This window comes from Rhizobium sp. NLR10b (genome assembly GCF_019685435.1).
Classification (GTDB): Bacteria; Pseudomonadota; Alphaproteobacteria; order Rhizobiales; family Rhizobiaceae; genus Rhizobium.
In genome coordinates, this window is record NZ_JABDWV010000011.1 from 166,281 (window position 1) to 187,141 (window position 20,861).

The 20,861-nt window shown below is 61.8% G+C and carries 18 protein-coding genes and 1 pseudogene; 8 read left to right on the forward strand and 11 right to left on the reverse strand.

Features of this window, described 5'->3' with window-relative positions; all coding sequences use genetic code 11:
- Positions 1-6: 6 nt before the first annotated feature.
- The gene (locus tag HJB91_RS19450) at positions 7-1,245 is read right to left on the reverse strand and encodes a glycosyltransferase family 2 protein (protein ID WP_210633244.1); all 1,239 of its coding nucleotides are present in this window, start codon (positions 1,243-1,245) and stop codon (positions 7-9) included.
- A 16-nt stretch (positions 1,246-1,261) separates the two neighbouring features.
- On the reverse strand, positions 1,262-1,888 hold the full coding sequence (locus tag HJB91_RS19455; protein ID WP_210633246.1) for an SIS domain-containing protein: 627 nt from the start codon (positions 1,886-1,888) through the stop codon (positions 1,262-1,264).
- Positions 1,889-2,163: 275 nt separating this feature from the next.
- Between HJB91_RS19455 and HJB91_RS19460 the strand changes: the two genes are divergently transcribed.
- Together HJB91_RS19460 and HJB91_RS19465 are read left to right on the forward strand one after the other, a co-directional pair.
- Positions 2,164-2,415: a type II toxin-antitoxin system ParD family antitoxin gene (locus HJB91_RS19460; RefSeq protein ID WP_221155739.1), complete on the forward strand. Its 252-nt coding sequence runs from the start codon at positions 2,164-2,166 to the stop codon at positions 2,413-2,415.
- Positions 2,416-2,420: 5 nt separating this feature from the next.
- A complete protein-coding gene (locus HJB91_RS19465; RefSeq protein ID WP_210633253.1) occupies positions 2,421-2,771 on the forward strand; it encodes a type II toxin-antitoxin system RelE/ParE family toxin in 351 nt (116 codons plus the stop codon).
- A gap of 56 nt (positions 2,772-2,827) precedes the next feature.
- Here HJB91_RS19465 and HJB91_RS19470 read toward each other — a convergent pair whose 3' ends face one another.
- The 5 genes from HJB91_RS19470 to HJB91_RS19490 all read right to left on the reverse strand — a co-directional run bounded on the left by HJB91_RS19470 (position 2,828) and on the right by HJB91_RS19490 (position 9,220).
- The gene (locus tag HJB91_RS19470) at positions 2,828-3,805 is read right to left on the reverse strand and encodes an ABC transporter ATP-binding protein (RefSeq protein ID WP_221155740.1); all 978 of its coding nucleotides are present in this window, start codon (positions 3,803-3,805) and stop codon (positions 2,828-2,830) included.
- 4 nt (positions 3,806-3,809) lie between these two features.
- Positions 3,810-4,637: a carbohydrate ABC transporter permease gene (locus HJB91_RS19475; protein WP_221147202.1), complete on the reverse strand. Its 828-nt coding sequence runs from the start codon at positions 4,635-4,637 to the stop codon at positions 3,810-3,812.
- On the reverse strand, positions 4,634-5,512 hold the full coding sequence (locus HJB91_RS19480; protein ID WP_221147201.1) for a carbohydrate ABC transporter permease: 879 nt from the start codon (positions 5,510-5,512) through the stop codon (positions 4,634-4,636). Before HJB91_RS19480 ends, HJB91_RS19475 begins: the two co-directional genes overlap by 4 nt.
- Before the next feature lie 65 nt (positions 5,513-5,577).
- Positions 5,578-6,861: an ABC transporter substrate-binding protein gene (locus HJB91_RS19485; protein ID WP_221102727.1), complete on the reverse strand. Its 1,284-nt coding sequence runs from the start codon at positions 6,859-6,861 to the stop codon at positions 5,578-5,580.
- Between the two features lie 37 nt (positions 6,862-6,898).
- Positions 6,899-9,220, reverse strand: a complete 2,322-nt coding sequence (locus HJB91_RS19490; protein WP_221155741.1) for an alpha-L-rhamnosidase — start codon at positions 9,218-9,220, stop codon at positions 6,899-6,901.
- Between the two features lie 142 nt (positions 9,221-9,362).
- Between HJB91_RS19490 and HJB91_RS19495 the strand changes: the two genes are divergently transcribed.
- Positions 9,363-10,421, forward strand: a complete 1,059-nt coding sequence (locus HJB91_RS19495; RefSeq protein WP_210633260.1) for a LacI family DNA-binding transcriptional regulator — start codon at positions 9,363-9,365, stop codon at positions 10,419-10,421.
- Between the two features lie 52 nt (positions 10,422-10,473).
- On the opposite strand, the gene HJB91_RS19500 is transcribed toward HJB91_RS19495, so the two are convergent.
- Positions 10,474-11,385, reverse strand: coding sequence for a dihydrodipicolinate synthase family protein (locus HJB91_RS19500; protein ID WP_210633261.1), 912 nt, complete (start codon positions 11,383-11,385; stop codon positions 10,474-10,476).
- A 137-nt stretch (positions 11,386-11,522) separates the two neighbouring features.
- Here HJB91_RS19500 and HJB91_RS19505 point away from each other — a divergent pair, with 137 nt between their 5' ends.
- Positions 11,523-12,227: a GntR family transcriptional regulator gene (locus HJB91_RS19505; protein WP_221155742.1), complete on the forward strand. Its 705-nt coding sequence runs from the start codon at positions 11,523-11,525 to the stop codon at positions 12,225-12,227.
- Positions 12,228-12,273: 46 nt separating this feature from the next.
- Complete coding sequence (locus HJB91_RS19510; protein WP_221155743.1) at positions 12,274-13,416, forward strand: Xaa-Pro peptidase family protein; 1,143 nt, start codon at positions 12,274-12,276, stop codon at positions 13,414-13,416.
- Positions 13,417-13,450: 34 nt separating this feature from the next.
- Here HJB91_RS19510 and HJB91_RS30860 read toward each other — a convergent pair.
- Positions 13,451-13,667, reverse strand: a pseudogene (locus HJB91_RS30860) (alpha-L-fucosidase); the annotation flags it as partial.
- Positions 13,668-13,693: 26 nt separating this feature from the next.
- Here HJB91_RS30860 and HJB91_RS19515 point away from each other — a divergent pair.
- From HJB91_RS19515 to HJB91_RS19525, 3 genes are read left to right on the forward strand one after another with little or no spacing between them, the layout of a single operon-like run.
- Positions 13,694-13,789: a hypothetical protein gene (locus HJB91_RS19515; protein WP_405047672.1), complete on the forward strand. Its 96-nt coding sequence runs from the start codon at positions 13,694-13,696 to the stop codon at positions 13,787-13,789.
- Positions 13,780-15,522 carry an L-arabinonate dehydratase gene (araD, locus tag HJB91_RS19520; protein WP_221155744.1) on the forward strand — a complete coding sequence of 581 codons (1,743 nt, stop codon included), beginning with the start codon at positions 13,780-13,782 and terminating at the stop codon, positions 15,520-15,522. Before HJB91_RS19515 ends, araD begins: the two co-directional genes overlap by 10 nt.
- A 10-nt stretch (positions 15,523-15,532) precedes the next feature.
- Entirely contained in the window at positions 15,533-16,252 is a 720-nt protein-coding gene (locus HJB91_RS19525) for a ribonuclease activity regulator RraA (protein WP_221155745.1), read from the forward strand.
- 255 nt (positions 16,253-16,507) lie between these two features.
- Here the strand turns inward: HJB91_RS19525 and HJB91_RS19530 are convergent, their stop codons facing one another.
- On the reverse strand, positions 16,508-19,657 hold the full coding sequence (locus HJB91_RS19530; protein WP_221155746.1) for an efflux RND transporter permease subunit: 3,150 nt from the start codon (positions 19,655-19,657) through the stop codon (positions 16,508-16,510).
- Positions 19,657-20,688, reverse strand: a complete 1,032-nt coding sequence (locus HJB91_RS19535; protein WP_259668929.1) for an efflux RND transporter periplasmic adaptor subunit — start codon at positions 20,686-20,688, stop codon at positions 19,657-19,659. The genes HJB91_RS19530 and HJB91_RS19535 overlap by 1 nt, the downstream gene beginning before the upstream one ends.
- Positions 20,689-20,861: the final 173 nt, after the last annotated feature.

Below are 20,861 nucleotides of genomic sequence, written 5' to 3' on the forward strand. Positions count from 1 at the left end.
TGGCTCTTATCCCGCGAGAGGCGGCGCAGGCTTCTTGACGGGCAGCATGACCCCGAGCGCTCGTATCATGAGCCCTGATATAAAGATCTGGAACGCCGTGATGATAAGCCACAGCCCGAAGACGGCCCAGTTGGTCTCGATGCCGATCTCGGGCAGCACGTAGCCGTTCCCGACATAGGAATCGAAGAGCGGAACCGCCAGCAAGACGCCTGCCAGAACGGCGATAACCGATCCCCATACCGTTGCATTGTAGGGAAGGCGCCGCTCGAGGCGAGGCTGCACATGTCCCGAATAGTCAAAGATCACCCGACCGATCGCTGCCGAAATCAGCATTGATTGACCAAGGACGGCCAGAGCCATCGCAAACAGCATGGCATTCGAGGAGAACCGCACGCCTGCTATCGACATAGGTCCCGCGAGCAGCGGCAACATGGTGATCAAGCCGAGGGCCAGCAGCAGGAAGCCCGGCCAGATCAAAAAGAAATCGAACCCGTAGACAAACATCGCTTGCAGATTGCGCCAGCCGGCGCGCCAGGGCTCCATCCAGCCTCGGCGCTTCATGTGACTCAGCCGTCCTTCCGGATCCTTCAGGAAGTGAATCGGCACCTCGGTCGTCGCAAGCTCCATATGGACTGATTTCAGCACCATTTCCGAGGCGTATTCCCACCCTTGCGAGCGGAGATCCATACGAAGCAGCGCATCGACACTGATGCCCCGCATGCCGCAATGGATGTCGGAAAAGCGGCTGCCGAACATCCGATTGAGAATCCACGTCGTCAGCGGCGTTCCGAAATAGCGATGCAGCAGCGGCATCGCATTGTCCTCGATCGAGCCTTTGAACCGCGAGCCCATGACAAATTCGGATCCCTTCCGGAATGCCTCGATGAAGGGCGCTATCTGGCGAAAATCATAGGTGCAGTCCGCATCGCCCATGATGATGAACTTGCCGCGGACGAAGGGAATGGCATCGATGTAAGCTCTGCCCAAGCCGCGCTTCGGCGTCCGCAACACGCGCGCGCCCCGCTCACGTGCGATTTCCGGCGTGCGATCGGTCGAACTGTCGACGATCAGGATTTCGACCGCCGCACCACTTGCCGCGATGCCTTGACGGCACCAGTCGACGAAGGTTCCGATCGTCAATTCCTCGTTGAGCGAGGGGACGAGAATGGTGACTTCCGGGTCGGTGACGTCGTCGTCCGGCGTAAGGAGCGACAGTTCCGGATCGTGGATGTGGGGGAAATTCATGGGCGTGATAAGGCTCTTAGGAAAGGCTGGGCGGGACGAGGCCGCAGGAAAAATCCAATATGGCGTGGCAGATCGCCAGATGGGCAATCTCCACATAGCCATATTGATCGGAGGCGACGTAGAAGTTCAAATCGCCGAGCGCACGCAACGGGTTGCCTGGAGCGAAGCCGCTCAGGGTGATAACGGCGCCGCCTTTTTCGCGGGCGGTGCGGACGGCCTTGGTGATGCTTTCCGATCTGCCTGAACTGCTGATCGCGACCAGCAGATCCCCTTCATTCGCATGCATTTCGATCTGCTTTGCGAATACGTTCTCATAGCCGAGGTCGTTCGAGAGGCATGTCAGCGTCGCGCCATCGTTCATTGCCATGGCGCGGAGTCCGCCATTTTTGGAATAGTCCGTCGCCATATGGCTGGCAATCGCGGCGCTGCCGCCGTTACCGATGAAGATGATCTTCCGGCCGGCATCATGGGTAGCACGGGCCAGCCGCATGGCCTCACTCATCGCAGTTGCATAATCGAGGCTTTCGTCACCCCGCCGCGACGCGGCTGCATTCACGAGAACATGGCGGAGAAATGTAAAATAGCGATCGAGATCGCCGGCCGTCACGGCGAGGTCCGAGGGTATGGTCTGGTTGTGTGACATGCTGGTTCAGCCTCTACGCCTTCGAAATTGGGGCGTCCTTAAAGACTAAATGATACAAAGGCAAGTTGCCCGGCATCCCTCCGGATGGTTGTTAACGAGTGTCACGGGCTTGCAACTAACGGTCTTCCGTCAAGCATCCGGCCCCGACGTGAGGGTTACTGCTCGACCTTAGCGCTGCTGAACCCGACCAGTTATTAAAGCTACGAAGGCGTGCGTGATGAATATTGACAATATGTGCCACGCTACCCATCATAGACAAAACGAAGGGTATGCCGATGGCATCGGGTAGCATTCATGTGAAGGTCAGTGGGCAGTTGCAGGATCATATCCAGCAGCAGATCGGCGATGACGGCCTTTATGAAAACGCCAGCGAGTATATTCGTGCGCTCATTCGCCGCGACTTGCAGTCCCGTAATGAGGCCTGGGACATGCTGCAAAGAGAGCTTGCGCCGGGCATGCGGGCTGACGACAGCGAATTCATCGCGGTTTCGGCCGAAGACGTCATCCGCCGCAACAAGCGTCAATAAGCCTGATGGCAGCCTATCGATTTTATCCGCGCCCTGACGACGCGCAGGACAAGATTTGGCGCGACACGATTGAGGCGTGGGGAGAGAAGCAGGCGGATGCCTACATTTTCGGGCTGCACGCCTATTTGCAGCGTTTGTGCGAGGATCGGTCGATCTGGCGACAGCTTCCGCAACGTCTGGCAGTTCCGACAGACATCAAGCGGTTGGCCTATTTCGGTCGTTATGAACAACATTACGTGTTCTTTCGCGAGCTTAAGAACGGCGATCTTGGTGTCATGAGCATTCTTCACGAACGGATGAATCTGCCGGTCCGGCTCAAAGAGGATCTGGCGGCTCTCTCAAACAAACTGCCGTGAGGGCGCGGAATCTTCGGTCGGTAGGATTGATCCTCGATGTGCGCTTTAACCCGGACTCAGAACCGGTGTTCCGCTCCCTCCAGCGGGTTTGCCCAGACCGTCATGCCAGGCCCGAAAGGCGTTTCGCCTTCGGCGCGCACGATCATTTCACCGAGTTCGGGGACGTCGAGATAAAGGATCGCGTCGGCGCCGAGCCGTTCCACATGGCGGATTCTGCCGTGCCACTGGCCGGTGCCTTCCGAAAGCCTGACATGTTCCGGGCGGATGCCGTAGGTCGCGCAATTCATTCGCCGTGCCGTCTCGCCGCCATAGAGGTTCATTTTCGGGCTGCCGATGAAGCCGGCGACGAAGGGTGTCGCGGGATTGCGGTAGAGCTCCATTGGGCTGCCGATCTGCTCGACCGCGCCACCGTTGAGGACGACGATCTTGTCGGCCATCGTCATGGCCTCGACCTGGTCATGGGTGACATAGATCATCGTCGACTTCAGACGGGCGTGGAGTTCCGAGATCTCCAGGCGCATCTGTGCCCGCAGGGAAGCATCGAGATTGGAGAGCGGCTCGTCGAAGAGGAAAACCTTGGGATCGCGCACGATGGCCCGGCCGATGGCGACACGCTGCCTCTGGCCGCCGGAAAGCGCTTTCGGCTTTCTCTGCAAGAGATGGGTGAGCTGCAGCGTTTCGGCCGCCGCCGCAACCTTCTCGGCGATTTCAGCCTTAGGGCGGCGGGCGAGCGAAAGTCCGAAGCCGATATTCTCGGCAACCGTCATATGCGGGTAGAGCGCATAGCTCTGGAACACCATGGCGATGCCTCGCTCGGAAGGTTCCGCATAGGTCACGTCCTTGCCGCCGATGGTCAGCCTGCCCGAGGTCGTCTCTTCCAGGCCGGCGATGATGCGCAGCAGCGTCGACTTCCCGCATCCCGACGGGCCGACGAAAACGACGAACTCGCCGGAGGCAACCTCCAGATCGACGCCCTTGATGACCTCAAGGGCGCCAAAGCTCTTGCGAACCTGTTTGAGAGTGAGCTCAGCCATTCTGCTATCCCTTGACCCCGCCTGCCGTCATGCCTGCGACGATCTGGCGGTTGAAGAAGATGAAGACGATCAGCGGCGGGATCGTCACGAGGAGGATGTTCATGAAGAGCAGATTATACTGGCTCGAATACATGCTCTGGAAATTATAGAGCGTCAGCTGCACCGTCACGTTCTCCTTGCCCGGCAGGTAATAGAGCGGATTGGTGAAATCGTTGAAGATCGCGATCGACTGGACGACGATATTGGTCACGGTCACCGGCTTCAGCAGCGGCAGGACCACCCTGAAGAAGATCTGCCGAGGCTTGGCGCCGTCGATCAGCGCCGCCTCGTCGAGATCGCGCGGGATGGTCGAAATGAACGACCGATAGAGCAGGACCGAAAAGGAGAGATTATAGGCAACCTGGATCAGGATCATTCCCGTCATGGTCTTGAAGAGGCCGATGTCCTGCAGAAGGCCGATGGTGGGAACAACGGCCGGCGGCATCATCAGGCCCATGAACAGCGCAGCGAAAGCCACGCGGTTCCACGCCGTCTTGCGGCGCTGCATCACATATCCGACCATCGCCGACAGCAGGATCAGGATCGTGACGGAAACGACCGTGATCAGCGTCGAATTGAAATAGGCGAGCACGAGCTGATAGTCGCGCGCCTTGAAGACGGCGACGAGATTGTCCCGGAACAGCCAATGCTCAGGAAGTTCGAAATCGAGCCGGGAGGCCTCGGATTTGGATTTGACCGCCTGCAGGGCGACGAAAACGAAAGGCATAACGAAGATGACGGCCGCGACGGCAAGGGCTATCGCACCCGTCAGATAGGGGCGGACGCTTCTCATTCCTCGACCTCGCGCCGGTTGAACCATAGGGTGAAGGGCAGGATGATCACGGCGATCAGCGCGAACAGGATGACGTTTCCAGCCGTCGACAGTCCATAGAAACCAGCCTGGTACTGCTTGTAGATAACCGAGGCGATCACATCGGAGGAGAAACCGGGTCCACCGCGGGTCATGGCCCATATGAGATCGAAGGAACGAAGCCCGCCGATCAGCGACAAGGTCACCACGATGACGGTGGCGGGACGCACGAGCGGTAGGGTGATCCGAAAGAATTGCTGGAGCCGCGTGGCGCCATCGATCCTCGCCGCCTCGTAATAATCGGGGCTGATCGCAGCAAGACCAGCGATGAAAATCAGGGTGGCGAGGCCGACGCCCTTCCAGACGTCGACGAGGGCCACCGAAAAAAGCGCGAGCGCCGGATTGGTCAGCCATCCCGGCCCAGGAATGCCGAGCGTCTCGAGTGTAACATTGATGATGCCCTTGGTCGGATGCATCATCACCGTGAAGGTGATGCCGATGCCGATGGTCGAGACCAACACGGGAAAGAAGACCAGCGTGCGCAGGAAGCCGCGGGCGAAGATATTGCTGGTGAGCAGCACGGCGAGCAGCAGGCCGCAGACCGTTTTCAGGCCAGATGTCGTCACGGCATAGAGCAGGGTGTTGACCAGCCCCTTGACCAAGAACGGCTCGGAAAAGAACTGCTGGAAATTTTCGAGCCCGATGAATTGGGCCGTCGAGAGATCCCAGCGCGTCAGGCTGTACCAGAGAGACGATATGGTCGGAAAAAGGAACAGCACGCCGTAGATGATGGCGGCGGGAATGAAAAACCACAGCGGGTAGGGCGATTTGCGCGAGTGCGGGGGTGTCTCGGTCATGACTACCTCTTCGATCGGGGAAACCTCGCCCCGTCAGGAGCGAGGTTAGCTGGCCCGAGTGACCGCTACCAGTTGGGCAGGCCGAGCTGCTTGGCCTGTTTGCGCACATCCTCGTCATAGAGCTTCGCTGCCTCGGCCGGCTGGCGAATGCCGGAACCGACTTCGACGGTGATCTGCTCGAGAGCCGGGCCCTTCACCGGCGATACGAATTCCAATGCGGGGGTCGTCTTTTCCTTGGCGTCGAAATAGGGGAGCATGTCCTTTACGGCAGGCGGTACGTTGGCAGGCAGATCGCAGCCGTTGATCAGCGGAGGCCCCTGCACGGTGTTGGTTTCCACCATGATCTTGCAGCCTTCGACACTTCCGGCGAAATCCACGAATTTCTTCGCTTCCTCTGTGTGCTGGCTGGTCAGGGGAATATAGAGGGCGGGCGGCATCCATACGGTCAGACCATTCGTCGCCGCATCGTCGCTCGGCTGCGCGAAGAAACCGACATCTGCAAGATTTTCGGGATAATTCTGCTTGATGGCGCCGATGGCGAAGCTCAGCATCGGATAATGCGCCGCTTCGCCCGTCGCCACCATTCTGAGGCCATCGTCATAGCTTGCCGCGCCGAAATCCTCGTTCATCAGGCCGGCGTCGTGAACATCCTTCAGCCGTTCGAAGCCTTTTGTGGCGGCGGGCGTCTCCGCATATTTCGCCTTGTTGGCGGTATAGTCGCCGGCGAAGTTCGGCACGGCGGCATGCAGATTGTAATAGTCGGCCAGAACGAACAGCTGCGAGGTCCAGGTATCGCGATAGGTCTGGGCCACGGCGACCTTGCCCGAAGCCTTGACCTTGGCATTGTTGGCCATGAAATCCGCCCATGTCTTCGGAACGGTGAGGCCGAGGTCCTGATAGACCTTCCTGTTGTAGAGGATGCCACCCGCCATCGCCGTGCCGAAGGGAACGCCGTAGAGCTTGCCATCGGCACGGACGACCGATTTGAAGCCTTCAACCACCTTCGCCTGTGAGGCGAGACCGCTCAGATCGACAAGTGTCTGCGCCGGCTTCAGCGCCTGTAAGAGGGATCCGGAATTATAGAGGAACACATCGGACATCTCCCCCGTCGCCAGGCGCGTCTTGATGATGTTGTCACCCTCGCCGCCGCCTGCCCGCGGCTCGATTTCGATCGTCACGTCGGGCGCTTTGGCCTGGTAGGCGGCAACCAGTGCTTCGGCTGCCGCGACCGTGTCGGGGTTGTTGTCGATCAGGAAAGACAGCGTGGTTTCCGCATGCGACGGGCTGGCCGCAGCCAAGGCCAGAAGCGCGGATGCGCCGGCAAGAATGAGCTTTATCCGATGTGTCATGACGTTCCTCCTCTGAACGGTGTGACCTATATGCTCCTCAGTAATCGGGTAGGGAAAAGACCAGCTGGTGCGTACCCGGGGGGAGAACCGCCTCCTCAATGACAGGCTCGCCATTGAGTGACGCATTCCGGTGCCGCCGGCCGGGCCGGAAGCGGCCGACGCAACCCTCCGGAAGCGTCAGCACATAGGTGACCTCGCTGCCGGTGCAGTGCCAGCCGGCCTCGATGCGCCCTTGGCTGATATCGTGATAGGCCGAAACCGACGAAAGCGACCGGATCGGTGCCGGGTCGACGATCACTTCGGCAAAGCCGGGTGCGGCCGGGCTCGGCGAAATGCCGGCAACACATTCGAACAGCCATTGGCAGACCGCGCCATAGGCATAGTGGTTATAGCTGTTCATGTCGGGTTCGTAGATGGTGCCGTCGGGCGCCATGGAATCCCACCGCTCCCAGATCGTCGTCGCTCCCTTCGACACCTGGTAAAGCCAGCCCGGCACGTCGTCCTGCAGGAAGACCTTTTCAGCGAGATCGTCCATTCCGAGCTTCGTCAGGGCCGGCAAAAGGGCGGGCGTGCCGATGAAACCGGTGCCGATCTTGTAGTCGGCGTCGACGATCACCTTCCGGAAATGCTTCCGAGCGGTTTCCTCATGCACCGCCGGTATCAGATCGTAGAGGAAAGCGAGTGCGTAGGATGTCTGGTCATTATGGGCGAGCCGCCCTGCCGGCGTGATGAACTCATTAGCAAAGGCCATCCGGATATTGTCGGCGCGGCCTTTCATCTGTTCTTCAAGCATTTGCTCGCCGAGCACGCCTGCGATCTTCGCCAGAAGATCCGTCGAGATGAAGTGGTAGAGGGTGGCTGCACAATCGTCTGCAATTGTCGGGCGCGGCTTTCTGTTATCGCCGACCGGCTGCAGCCAGTCGCCGAAGGTGAAGCCGCGGGCGCCCCAATGCGAGGGCGGACGGACGATCGGGCCATCCGAGATGGACCAGACGAAATCGACCCAGCGCACCATCGAGCCCAGGCACTCCGAAAGAACCGACCGGTCGCCGTAATGGGTGTAGAGGACCCAGGGGATCACGACAATCGCGTCACCCCAGCCGGTCGAGCCGGCATAGCCCGGGAAATTGCCCGGGTGCAGACGCGTCGGGTCAGGCGAGAAATGCGAAACGGCGCCGTCTTCGCGCTGGTCGGCCATCACATCCCGCAGATATTTCCTGAGGAAGGACTGGCTGTCGCTCAGCCAGCAGGCCGTCGCGGCAAAGACTTGGGCATCACCCGTCCAGCCAAGCCGTTCGTCGCGCTGCGGGCAATCCGTGGGCACTTCGATGAAATTGGCGCGCTGCGACCAGATGGTATTCTCAACCAGTCGATTGACGAGAGGATTGCCCGAGGTGAAGCCGCCGGCCGGTTCCGGCGCCGAGGAGATCGGGATCGACTGGATCGCAAGAATCTCCGCTTCGCCTTTGATCGTCACCCTGGCATAACGGAAGCCGTGGAAGGTGAAATGGGGCGCATAGGTCTCGTCGCCATCTCCGCTGAGCGTATAGAGGGTATGCGCGGCCGCCGCGCGATAGTTGCGATTGTCGAAATGGCGTTCCGGCCCAAGGACTTCCGAGTGCTCGACCCGCACTTCGGTGCCGCCGACGCCACGGACCGCATATCTGACGTAACCGCCGACATTCTGGCCGAAATCATAGATCGTTCTGCCTTCGTGATCGGTCCAGCTTTCGATAGGGGCGAGCGGCTGCAGCTCCCGCACCGCCGCAGTCTCATGCGCGACGAGCAGCCCCGTGTCGAACGGCAATCGCGCGGTCCCGTGGGTTTCGGCGACGTTTTCCAGGCGTGCGTCATAAATCTCGCCGAAATAAATCCCCGACTTCTGGATCGGCAGAAGGCCGCTTTGCCATGTCGTGTCGGTAGAAAGAAGGGTGCCGCTGGGGCCGACCAGATCCGCAATGGCCCCGATCCTGTCGCCCCAGCAATTGGGAATAGCCTGGGCGCCCCACATGATCGGCGAGCGGTACCATCCGTCGGCGAGCCAGATTTCTATCCTGTTGAAGCCTGACTTCAGCAATCTCGAGATGTCGTATCGCTGATAGGCAATGCGGGCGTCGTAATTTGTCCAGCCGGGCGTCAGCACATCGTTCCCGACGCGGGCGCCGTTGATGAAGCAGCGATAGAGGCCGAGCGCCGAGATGAAGAGTTCTATCGGAAGGCCGGTGCCGTCATGATCAAAGGTCTTGGAGACGAAGCTTGCGGCCGTTCCCTGGCCGCGGTCCGATAGTGGTGCGATCATCTCTCCGGCCCAGGCGCGCGAAACGAGATTGCCGTCGATGGCTGCCGGCTGAAAGTTCATCAAGTCCTCCCGGAGAGTTGTAGAACGTTCTCCATATAACGTTCTACATTTTTTTCGGAAGCGCAATAGAAATTTCGTCGCCAGTCTGCCATGGTGGTTCTGCGAGCGATTGTGACGGCCCGCAGAGTAGTCCAGAGATTTCATGTCGATCGAAGAGCAAAAAAGACTGCAACGAAATGATCGCGTGACGATCCGGACAGTGGCAGCGCATGCGGGCGTGTCGGTCGCCGCAGTTTCCAAGGTGATGCGAAACGCTTATGGCGTTAGTGAAGCATTACGGGCAAAGGTGATCGAGGCTATCGAAGTTCTCGGATATCGCCCCTCACGGGCGGCGCGCGGGTTGCGCGGCCGGAGTTTCACCATCGGCGTGCTTTTGATCGACATCCGCAACCCCTTCCTTCCGGAGGTGATTGCCGGCGTCAACGGCGTGCTCGCGCCTTCGCACTACCAGGCGATGATCGGCGTCAGCGACGCGCGCGTGCAGCTGGAGACTTCGTTGATCGAGTCGATGATCGATTACAAGATGGACGGCCTGATCCTGGTTGCGCCGCGCCTGCCCTCGGACATCATCGCAAAGTTTGCGGCTCAGATACCGATCGTTGCGGTCGGTTATCACGATGCCGGCGCCACGGCCTTCGATACGGTCAATGCCGACGACCAGCGCGGGGCGGAAATCGCAGTCGAAGCGCTGCTTGCCTGCGGCTATCGCGACATCGAGATGCTGAGCCTCGGCGAGCGTGAAGGGCACCAGGTCTCCGTCGTGCGCCAGCGTGAGATCGGCTTTCGCCGGGCGATACAGCGCGCCGGACTGGGATCGTCTGCGCCGATCACCAAAATTCCGATCGCCCCGCCAAAGCGGGAGGAAACGATGCGAAAGTTCCTATCGAGAAAGAACAGGCCGCGCGCGGTGTTCTGCTGGAGCGACCTCGACGCCATCACCCTTCTGAGCCTGGCGATGGAAACGGGTGTGCGCGTGCCCGAGGATCTTGCCGTCGTCGGATATGACAATTCGTCGACCGCAGCGCTCGGCCTCGTCAATCTCGCAAGCATCGATCAGTCGGGCAGGGAACTCGGCCAGGTCGCCACCCGAACGTTGATTTCCAGAATAGAGGGCCGCACCGGCGCCGAGCACATTTTCCAGATACCGTCGCTGGTCAGCCGCAACAGCCTGACTCGCTCCGTTAACGCTCCAGGCACATAGCGCCAGAGATGGTAAGGCCGGCTGCGGCTGCGCGCTCGCCGGCCTCGTGATCTCAGGCTGCCTTGCCGAGTTTCGAGGGGCGCGTCGCAGCAGCCTTCTCGACCATGGCGGTGACTTCGGTGCGCCGTGCACCCGAAAGCGGCAGGCGCGGCATGCGGACGCGCTCGGAGCCGCGGCCCATGATCTGCTCGGCGAGCTTGATCGACTGCACGAGGTCATGCTCGGCATCGAGATGCAGCAGCGGCATGAACCAGCGGTAGATCCTGCGGGCCTCTTCCCAGTCGCCGCGTTCGGCCGCTGCAACGAGCTGCACGGACTCCTCAGGGAAGGCGCTGGTCAGGCCGGAGACCCAACCCTTGGCGCCGAGCATCAGGCCCTCAAGCGCGACGTCATCGAGGCCGGCAAAGATATCGAAACGATCGCCGAAGGCATTGATGAGATCGGTGAAGCGGCGTGGATCCGGGGCGCTTTCCTTGACCGCTTTGATGTTCGGCACGTCGGCAAGCACCTTCAGCACGTCGACGCCGATGTTGACGCGGTAGGCGGGCGGATTGTTGTAGAGCATGATCGGCAGCGAGGTCGCCTCGGCGACGGTGCGGAAATGCGCGATCAGCTCCTCCGGCTTCGGGACATAGACCATGGCCGGCAGCAGCATCAGCCCGTCGGCGCCGAGTTTTTCGGCGTCGCGGGCATAGGCGACGGCGCGGCGCGTGTCGAATTCGGAGACGCCCGTCACGACAGGAACGCGGCCGTTGACGACCTCGACGGCGGCTTTGAGGATCGTGCGCTTCTCATCGGGATCGAGCGAGTTGTTCTCACCGCATGTGCCCATGACGATCAGGCCGTTGACGCCGTCGTTGACGAGCGCGTCCTGAACACGCTGGGTTGCGGAAAGATCCACGGAAAGATCTTCGTTGAACTGCGTCGTTACGGCGGGAAATACGCCCTTCCATCCTGTTGTCATCTATCGAAACTCCGTTAAAGTCGGTTCGTTATATACAAACTGTCGACAAGACTCAATCGCGGTTATTTGTAAATTCGTGGGGCGTTGCCGAAATCGGCCAAAACGCACTACAAGGCTCTCATCAAGGGGAGGGACGCATGCAGAACGACGCGGAAAATGTGCGGGTGCGCGGTTCCGGCACGCAGAGCATCTATGCCGCGCTGCGCCGGGAGATCCTGTCGATGGCGCTGGAGCCAGCCAGTCCGCTCGACGAGGTGCGGCTGTCGGAGCGTTTCGGCATGTCGAGGACACCCATCCGCGAGGCGCTGTTACGGCTTGCCGCCGATGGGCTGGTCACGACCCTGCCGAACCGGAACACGATCGTTGCGCCGATCGATTTCGCCAACCTGCCTACCTATTTCGAAGCGCTGACGCTGATGTACCGGGTGACGACGCGCGGGGCCGCCGGTCGGCGGAACGACGCGATCATGGAGACCATCCGCCGCCACCAGAAGGACTTCGCCGGCGCGGTTGCCGCGCGCGACGCCTATGCGATGATCGAGGCGAACCGCGAATTCCACGTGGCGATCGCCGAGCTTGCCGGCAACGCCTATTACACGGCCTTCTTCGCCAAACTGCTCGACGAAGGCCGGCGCATCCTTCGCTTGTATTATTCGACCTTCGACGACCGGCTGCCCCGCCAATACGTCGACGAGCATGAGGAAATCATCGCCGCCATCGACGCCGGAAACGCCGAACGCGCCGATCGGCTGGCGATTGCCCACGCCGGCCAGATCGTCCGGCAGATTCAGGATTATCTCGCCCGCAACCTCGATCGGCCGGTGGCGATCGGTCTGTCGTGAAGCGCTACGCTGGACCAGGCATAAACGGTAAGAACAGGAAAACGACATGTCATGGCAGCACCCCGTACCCCGGATCACTGAAGACGAGCGTCAGATCCGCCTTTCCAGGCTTCGCGAAGCGATTGAAGCCGAAGGGCTTGCCGGCCTGCTTCTCGGCCCGACCGAAAGCCTGCGTTATTTCACCGGGCTCGTCTGGCATCCGAGCGAAAGGTTCCTCGGCGCGCTGATCACACCCACGGCCGTTTCCTACATCGTTCCGGGTTTCGAGCGCAGCCGCGTCGAAACGCTGCCGCATCTGCCGGGGGAAATCCTGGTCTGGGAAGAGGAGGAAAGCAGTGCAGCGCTCATCGCCCGGCTTGTCGGCCAGGGCGGCACGCTCGCCCTCGACGATGGTTTGCCGCTGTTCTTCTATCACGCCTTGGCAGCGGCGATGGGCGCCGACAGGCTCGCCGACGGCGGGCGGCTGATCCATGGCCCGCGCCGCATCAAGTCGGCGGCCGAGATCGCGCTCATTCAACATGCGATGAACCTGACGCTCGACGTCCACAGACAGGTGCACGCGCTGTTGAAGCCGGGCATCACCTCATCCGAGGTGGTCGATTTCATCGATCGGCAGCATCGCCAGGCGGGCGCCGACGACGGCTCGACATTCGCAATCGTTTCCTTCGGTGCGGCGACTTCGCTTCCTCATGGCGCCGACGGCGATCAGATCCTGGGCGACGACGAGGTCGTTCTCGTCGACACGGGCTGCCGGATCGACGGCTACCATTCCGATATTACCAGGACCTATATGCTCGGCGGCGGTAACGGCGACTTCGAACGCGCCTGGTGGATCGAACGCGAGGCGCAGCAGGCCGTCTTCGATGCTGCCCGGATCGGCGCCGCCTGCTCGAGCCTCGACGATGCGGCCCGCAAGGTGCTCGCCAAACATTCGCTCGGCCCCGACTACCGCCTGCCGGGCTTGCCGCATCGCGCCGGACATGGCCTTGGGCTCGAGATCCATGAAGAGCCTTACATCGTTCGCGGCAACGACACGCCGCTTGCCGCCGGCATGTGTTTTTCCAACGAACCGATGATCGTCTTCCCCGATAAATTCGGGATCCGGCTGGAGGACCATATCTGCATGACCGCGGACGGTCCGCGCTGGTTCACCGATCCGGCGGCCGGACCGACCGAGCCGTTCTCCTGAGCGGGCGCCGTCCGCCCGCTCAGGCAACTGCACCTCAATTTTGAACGCCGGCAGCGCTTCCGGACTTGAGCTTGACCTCTACGACCGGGACCACGAGCTTAGGTCGGCGCACCGCAGGATGAAGGTCAGTTCATCCTCGGCGACCGGGAACTGGTATTTGCTCATAAGGTATCGGCGGCCGGGCGCAGCCAGGTGACATCGCTGGCGTCATGTAGGAATTGCGCATATTCGATCTTGCCGGCCAGCGCATCCAGGCCGCCGGGGCAGGCTTGAGGAATTGACAGGCGCCTGTATCTTTCTGGCCTCGGAGGCTTCGAGGTACATCAATGGTCACAGACTTTACGAAGACGGAGGCATGTGGGCATGTCCTTGAAAATCAGTAAGGCGCCGGGGGAATTGCGGTCGGCGCGCTGGTTCGTATCCGAAGACCTGCGCGGCTTCGGCCATCGCTCGCGCCTGATGCAGATGGGTTATGACGCCGGTGACTGGGGCGGCAAGCCGCTGATCGGCATCCTGTCCACCTGGTCGGACCTCAATCCCTGCCACGCCCATTTCAAGCATCGCGTCGAAGACGTGAAGCGCGGCGTGCTACAGGCGGGCGGCTTTCCGGTGGAGATGCCGGCGCTGGCGCTGTCGGAAAACTTCATGAAGCCCACGACCATGCTCTACCGCAACCTTCTGGCGATGGAGACCGAAGAGCAGATCCGCGCCCACCCCATCGATGGCGTGGTGTTGATGGGAGGATGCGACAAGACCACACCTGGCCTCATCATGGGCGCGCTCAGCGCCGGCGTGCCGATGATCTACCTGCCGGCGGGGCCGATGCTGCGGGGCAACTATGCGGGCCAGCAGCTCGGTTCCGGCTCGGATGCCTGGAAATACTGGGAAGAGCGGCGCGCCGGAACGATATCGGACAAGCAATGGGCCGGCATTGAAGCCGGCATTGCGCGCTCCTACGGCCATTGCATGACGATGGGCACCGCTTCGACGATGACGGCAATTGCCGATGCGATGGGGCTGACGCTGACGGGGGTCTCTTCGATTCCCGCGGCTGATGCCAATCATATTCGCATGTCGGCTCATTCAGGCCGGCGGATCGTCGAGATGGTCTGGGAAGATCTGACGCCGGACCGAATCGTCACTCCGGCGGCCATTCGCAATGCGGCGACGGTCGCCATGGCGACCGGCTGTTCGACCAATGCCGTCATCCATCTCCTGGCCATGGCGCGCAGGGGCGGGGTCGCGCTGACGCTCGACGATCTCGACGCGCTTGGCCGCGTCACTCCGGTAGTCGCCAATGTCCGTCCGTCCGGAAAGACCTATCTGATGGAGGATTTCTACTATGCCGGCGGTCTTCTGGCGCTGATGTCGCAGATCCGCGAGCGGCTCGATCTCGACGCATTGACGGTTTCGGGGGAAACGCTGGGCGCGGCTCTGGCCGATGCAAAGATCTATAATGACGATGTGATCCGCCCGCTTTCCAATCCGATCTATCCGGAGGGCTCGCTTGCCGTACTCAAGGGCAATCTGGCGCCCGACGGCGCGGTGATCAAACCCGTCGCCTGCGACCCGCGCTTCCATGTCCACCAAGGCCCGGCCCTGGTCTTCGACAGTTACCCCGACATGAAGGCGGCGGTGGAGGACGAGACGCTCGATGTGACGCCGGATCATGTGATGGTGTTGCGCAATGCCGGACCGCTCGGCGGCCCCGGCATGCCGGAATGGGGCATGCTGCCGATGCCCAAGGCGCTGCTGAAGCAAGGATATCGCGACATGCTGCGGCTGTCGGATGCGCGCATGAGCGGCACCAGCTATGGCGCCTGCGTGCTGCACGTGGCGCCCGAAGCCCATGTCGGCGGCCCGCTCGCTTTGTTGCGGAACGGCGACATCATCAGGATCGACATCCCCAACCGCCGGCTGGATATGCTGGTCGACGAGGCGGAGCTGGTCCGGCGCCGCGCCGCCTGGATGCAGCCGGCGGATCGTTTCGGCCGCGGCTACGGCTGGATGTACGCCTCGCATGTCAGCCAGGCCGACAAGGGTTGCGATTTCGATTATCTGCTGCCCGAATTCGGAGCGGCAGCCGGAGAACCGGACATTTTCTAGGAGGACATGCATGATCACACTTTCAGACAGCACGCGCGAAAAACTCATGCGGGTGAGCGTCGCCACCATCAGCACTGCGCTCTTCAAGCGCGGCCTGCGCAACCAGACGATCCAGGATGTGCAGCCGGTCGCCGGCAAAGGCCGCAATATGGTCGGCCCGGCCTATACGCTGCGCTACATTCCGGCGCGCGAGGACCTGAACAAGCTCGAGGTTTTCCGCAATCCCGAACACCCGCAGCGCGCCTGCGTGGAAAGCTGCCCCCCCGGCGCCGTCCTGGTGATGGACAGCCGCAAGAATCCACGCGCCGCCTCCGCCGGCTCGATCCTCGTCACGCGGCTGATGGTGCGCGGCGTGGCGGGTGTCGTCACCGATGGCGGTTTCCGCGACAGCCCCGAAATAGCGAGATTGGCGATCCCGGCCTATCACAACCGCCCCTCGGCGCCGACGAACCTGACGCTGCACCAGGCGCTCGACATCAACGTGCCGATCGGTTGCGGTGACGTGGCGGTCTGGCCCGGCGATATCATGGTCGGCGACGACGAAGCGGTGATCGTCATTCCGGCGGAACTGGCCGACGAGATTGCCGAGGAGGCCGTGGAAATGACCGCTTATGAGGACTTCGTGACCGAGCGCGTGCTGGCCGGCCAGTCGATCATCGGTCTCTATCCGGCGACGCGGCCGCACAATCTCGAAGAATTCGCCGCCTGGCGCGCCAAGCACGGCCGCTGACATTTTCCGACTGGAAGCATGCGGAGTTCAGGGATTATATGCATTTGAAGGTGCGCCTCATTATGCTCTCCTGCAGCGCCCTGGCTTATCGGATGGACAGGACGCGCAGGCGGCTGACGCCGCCTGCGGGGGAACACGTCCCGCGGTCTTGTTCCGGGGGGGGGGAACGCGACCGAAGAGGTTGCCATCAAGATTCACCGAGCCTCGCCCGCAGCGGGCGTGGGACGATCCGGCTGATCGCTCGCCGGAAGGCGATCATCGCTGACCTTGCCCTCGCCTCGATTGCCCGGGCTTGAAGGTGATTGCCGCGTGATCGTTGGAAGCCTGCGGTTCGCTGTCGGGAGCTTTCGGTTCGGCTCGACGGAAAAGACGCTTGAGCGCCTCGTCCAGATCGTCGACGAAGGTGAAGATGACGGGGATGACGATGAGGCTGAGCAGCGTCGACATCATCACGCCGCCGATCACCACGATCGCCATCGGCTGCCGGAAGCTCGAATCGCCGCCGGTCAGGCTGAGGGCGACCGGAAGCATGCCGCATGCCATGGCGATGGTGGTCATGACGATCGGCCGGGCGCGCTTGTGGCAGGCATCGACGAGGGCATCGAAGCGGGCCATGCCCTGGCGGCGCGACATGATCGCGTATTCGATCAGCAGGATCGAGTTCTTCGTCACCACGCCCATCAGCATGAGCAGCCCGATGACGGCCGCCATCGAAAAGCTGGTCCCGGTCAGCACCAGCGGCAGGAGCGCGCCGCCGAGCGAGAGCGGCAGAGCCATCAGCAGGGTGAGCGGCTGCAGGAAGTCGTGGAAGAGCAGGACGAGGACCGCATAGATGCAGAACACGCCGATCGCCATGGCAAGGCCGAAGCTCTGGAACAGCTCCGAGCTGCGCTGAAGTTCACCCTGTTCGACAAGCGTGACGCCGGACGGCAGATGCTGGAGCGCCGGCAGCGCCTGCGACTCGCGGTTGACGTCGCCGAGGATGCGGCCGTTGAGCTCGACCGATACGGTGACATTGCGCATCCGGTCGATGCGATCGATTTCGGAGGGGCTGCCGCCGATCCCAATATCGGCGATCGATCCGAGATCGACATTGCCGTTGGTGCCCGCCACCCGCATGTTCTTGATATCGTCCAGGCTGGTGCGCGACTCCGGGCTGAAGCGGACGACGATCGGAACCTGGCGCTGCGGCAGGTTGAGTTTTGGCAAACTGGCGGAATATTCGCCATTCGTCGCCACGCGGACGGCCTCGGCGATGGAACTCGACGTCACGCCGAGCGCTGCTGCGCGGTCAAAATCCGGCTTGATCTGGATTTCGGGCGCCTGCCTCGCGGCAGTCGACGTCACCGCGCCTATACCCTGCAGCGTGCGGAGCTGTTCCTCAAGAGCCGTGCTTGCACTTTCCAGGACATTCGCATCGTCGCTCGCCAGCGTGATTTCGAGCTTCGTGCCGTTGCCGCCGCTGCCGACCTCCACGCGCACACCGGGCAGCAGGGAGAGCGCCTGCCGGATGTCGTTTTCGATTTCCGACTGCTTGCGGTCACGCTCGCCGATCGGGGTCAGCACGGCGACGATCGTGGCGGAATTGACGCTGCTCGTGGTGCTGGCGTCGGCGCCGCCACCCGAAGATGCGGAGCCGACCGAAGAGAAGACACGGGTGACATCCGTGAGCTTGCCGACGAGATCGGCGGCTTTTCTGATCGCCGCATCGGTCTGCTCTATGGTGGCGCCCGGCTGCATGGTCAATGTGATCTGGGTGCGCGCGTCGTCCGAAGCCGGCAGGAAGCCGGATTTCAGCAGCGGAATAGTGGAGAGAGAAAGCGCGACGACAATGGCGGTTACGGCCACGGTGGTCTTCCGGCGGTTCATGGCAGCTTTCACGATTGCCAGATAGGCGCGCATGATGCGGCCATCATTTTCCTCCGTCGGCGGGACCGCTTTCATGAAATAGGCTGCCATCATCGGCGTCAGCAGGCGGGCAACGACGAGCGAGGCGAGAACGGCGACGGCGGCGGTGACCCCGAACTGGCGGAACAGAAGCCCCGGAATGCCGCTCATGAAGGCCGTCGGCAGGAAGACCGCGACCAGCGTGAAGGTGGTTGCGATGACGGCGAGCCCGATCTCGTTGGCCGCTTCGAGGGCGGCATCGATCGGCCGTTTACCCATCTGCAGGTGGCGGGCGATGTTTTCGATCTCGACGATGGCGTCGTCGACCAGGATACCGACCACCAGCGACAGCGCCAGCAGCGTGATGATATTCAGGCTGAAGCCGCAGAGGTACATGACCAGGAAGGTCGGGATCACGGACAAGGGCAGTGCCACGGCCGACAGGATCGTCGCGCGCCAGTCCCGCAGGAAGAGCCAGACGACGATGATCGCCAGGATCGCCCCTTCGAACAGCATGTGCATCGAACCGTCATAATTGTCGATGATCGGGCCGATCGTGCTGTAGGCTTCGTCGATCTGCACATTGGAATGTTTGGCGGCGAACTGTTTGATCGCCTTGTCGACGTCGCCGGCGACGCCGCTGTCGGAAAAGCCGTTCGAGCGCTTGATCTCGACCGCGATCACCGGCTTGCCGTCGAGATAAGCCATCGAGGACCGCTCCGCGAAACTGTCCGTTACCGATGCGACTTCGTCGAGACGAACCTGCTGGCCGTTGGCCAGGGGAATTCTCAGCCCTTTCAGTGCCTCGACCGACGGCAGAGCGCCGAGCGTGCGCAGGGTTTGACGAGTGCCGCCGATTTCGCCGAGGCCGCCCGACGTATCCGCCTGCACCGCCTTCAGCTGCGACGATACGGTCGCCGCAGTGACCCCGAGCGACGCCATCGTCGCGGGATCGAGATCGACGTGAATCTCGCGGTCGATGCCGCCGATGCGGTTGACTTCTCCGACGCCGGGCACCGAAAGCAGCGTCTTGGTCAGATCATTGTCGACAAACCAGGAAAGCTCGGTTTCGTTGAGGGCAGTCGAGCGGACGGCATAGGTGACCAGCGCGGAGCTTTGGACTGTGACCTTGGTGACGCTTGGTGTCTCCATCTGCGAGGGAAGATCACTCTTGACGCTGTCGACGGCGTTGCGGACTTCGTTGAGCGCCGCTTCGCTGTTTTTCTCCAGCTTGAAGGAAACCTTGATCGAGACGGTGCCGTCGGTGATGGTCGTGGTGATGTGGTCGAGATAGCTGAGCGAAGCCAAACTGTCTTCGATGGTGCGGGCGACCTCGGTTTCGAGCTGTGTCGGCGCTGCGCCGTCGAGCGTCGCTGTGACGCTGATCGTCGGAAGGTCCATATCGGGGAAGTTCTGGACCGCCAGGGTCTTGAAGGCCAAGAGTCCCCCAACCGTCAGCATCACGAACAGCAATATTGCCGGGACGGGGTCGCGGATCGACCATGCCGAGAAGTTCATCAGTTTTTCTCCGCGATCTTCACGAGGTCATTGTCCGAGAGGAACGCGCCGCCCGAGGTCACCACCTTCGACGTCCGGTCTATGCCGGAGACGATTTCCACCTCGCCATTGTTGCGGCGGCCGGTTTCCACCCGGACCCTTTGCACCCGTTGATCCTCGCTCGCAGTGAAGACGTAACTGATCCCGTCCCGGAACACGATTGCGGTCTCGGGCACGGTCAGCGCCGGGGAGGTCTGCAGCTCGATGTTGCCCGTGACGTAAAGGCCCGTGCGTGGACGGGTGTCGGCCGGCAGCGTGACATAGACGATTGCCCGGCTGGTATCAGTGCTGACCGACGGCCCGACAAGCCTCACCTTGCCCTCGATGGCGTGGCCTTCAGGCCCGTTGACTTGGACGCTCAGGCCTTGTGAAATGCGTGGGAGGTAGCGAGCGGAAACCTCGGCCTGCCATTCGATCCGCTGCTGGCGAACCATGCGGAACAGTTCGGTGCCGGCGGAGACGACGGCGCCGAGATCGGCGGAACGCGACGTGATGAGGCCGTCATCGACGGCCGTTATGGTCGTCTGCGCAAGCTTGATCTTTTCGCTGTCGAGCGCGGCCTCTTCGGATGCAAGACTTGCCGTCGCCGTCTGCTCGTCGGCGAGATATTCGACGATCTTCTCGTCGGAGAGCGCCCCTGAAGGCTGGAGCTGCCGCGCCCGGTCGGCATTGGCTTTGGCCATTGAAAGGCTTGCCTTGGCGGTCGCGACGGCGGCCTCCTGCTTGCGAAGATCGGCAAGCACGCTCTCCTGCGAAAGCCGCACGAGCGTCTGGCCCTTGGTGACGACCGAACCGACATCGACCAGAACATCGGTTATGCGCAGCCCGCTCGTCTCGGAGGCGATGACCGCTTCCTGCCACGGTTTCAGCCATCCGCTCGCGGGAACGGTCTCAGGCCAGTCCCGCTGAGCCGGCGCCGTCAAAGAGACAGTGAGGGCGGTTGCCGCGGCCTGTTCCGCCATGGCGTTGCGGAGGGGAGCAAACAGCGCCATCGCAACGAAGGCGGAGGCGAATAGTCTGGAGGTTTTTCTCAACGATGCATTCCTTGTCGTCAAGGCATCGGCGCCTTTTCCCGATCGGCGCCAATTCGACCAAGAATTACCGTTCATGCATGGCAACCGGGTCTCGGCGCGGGTCGATGTCATGACCGCTATGTAACGGGGCG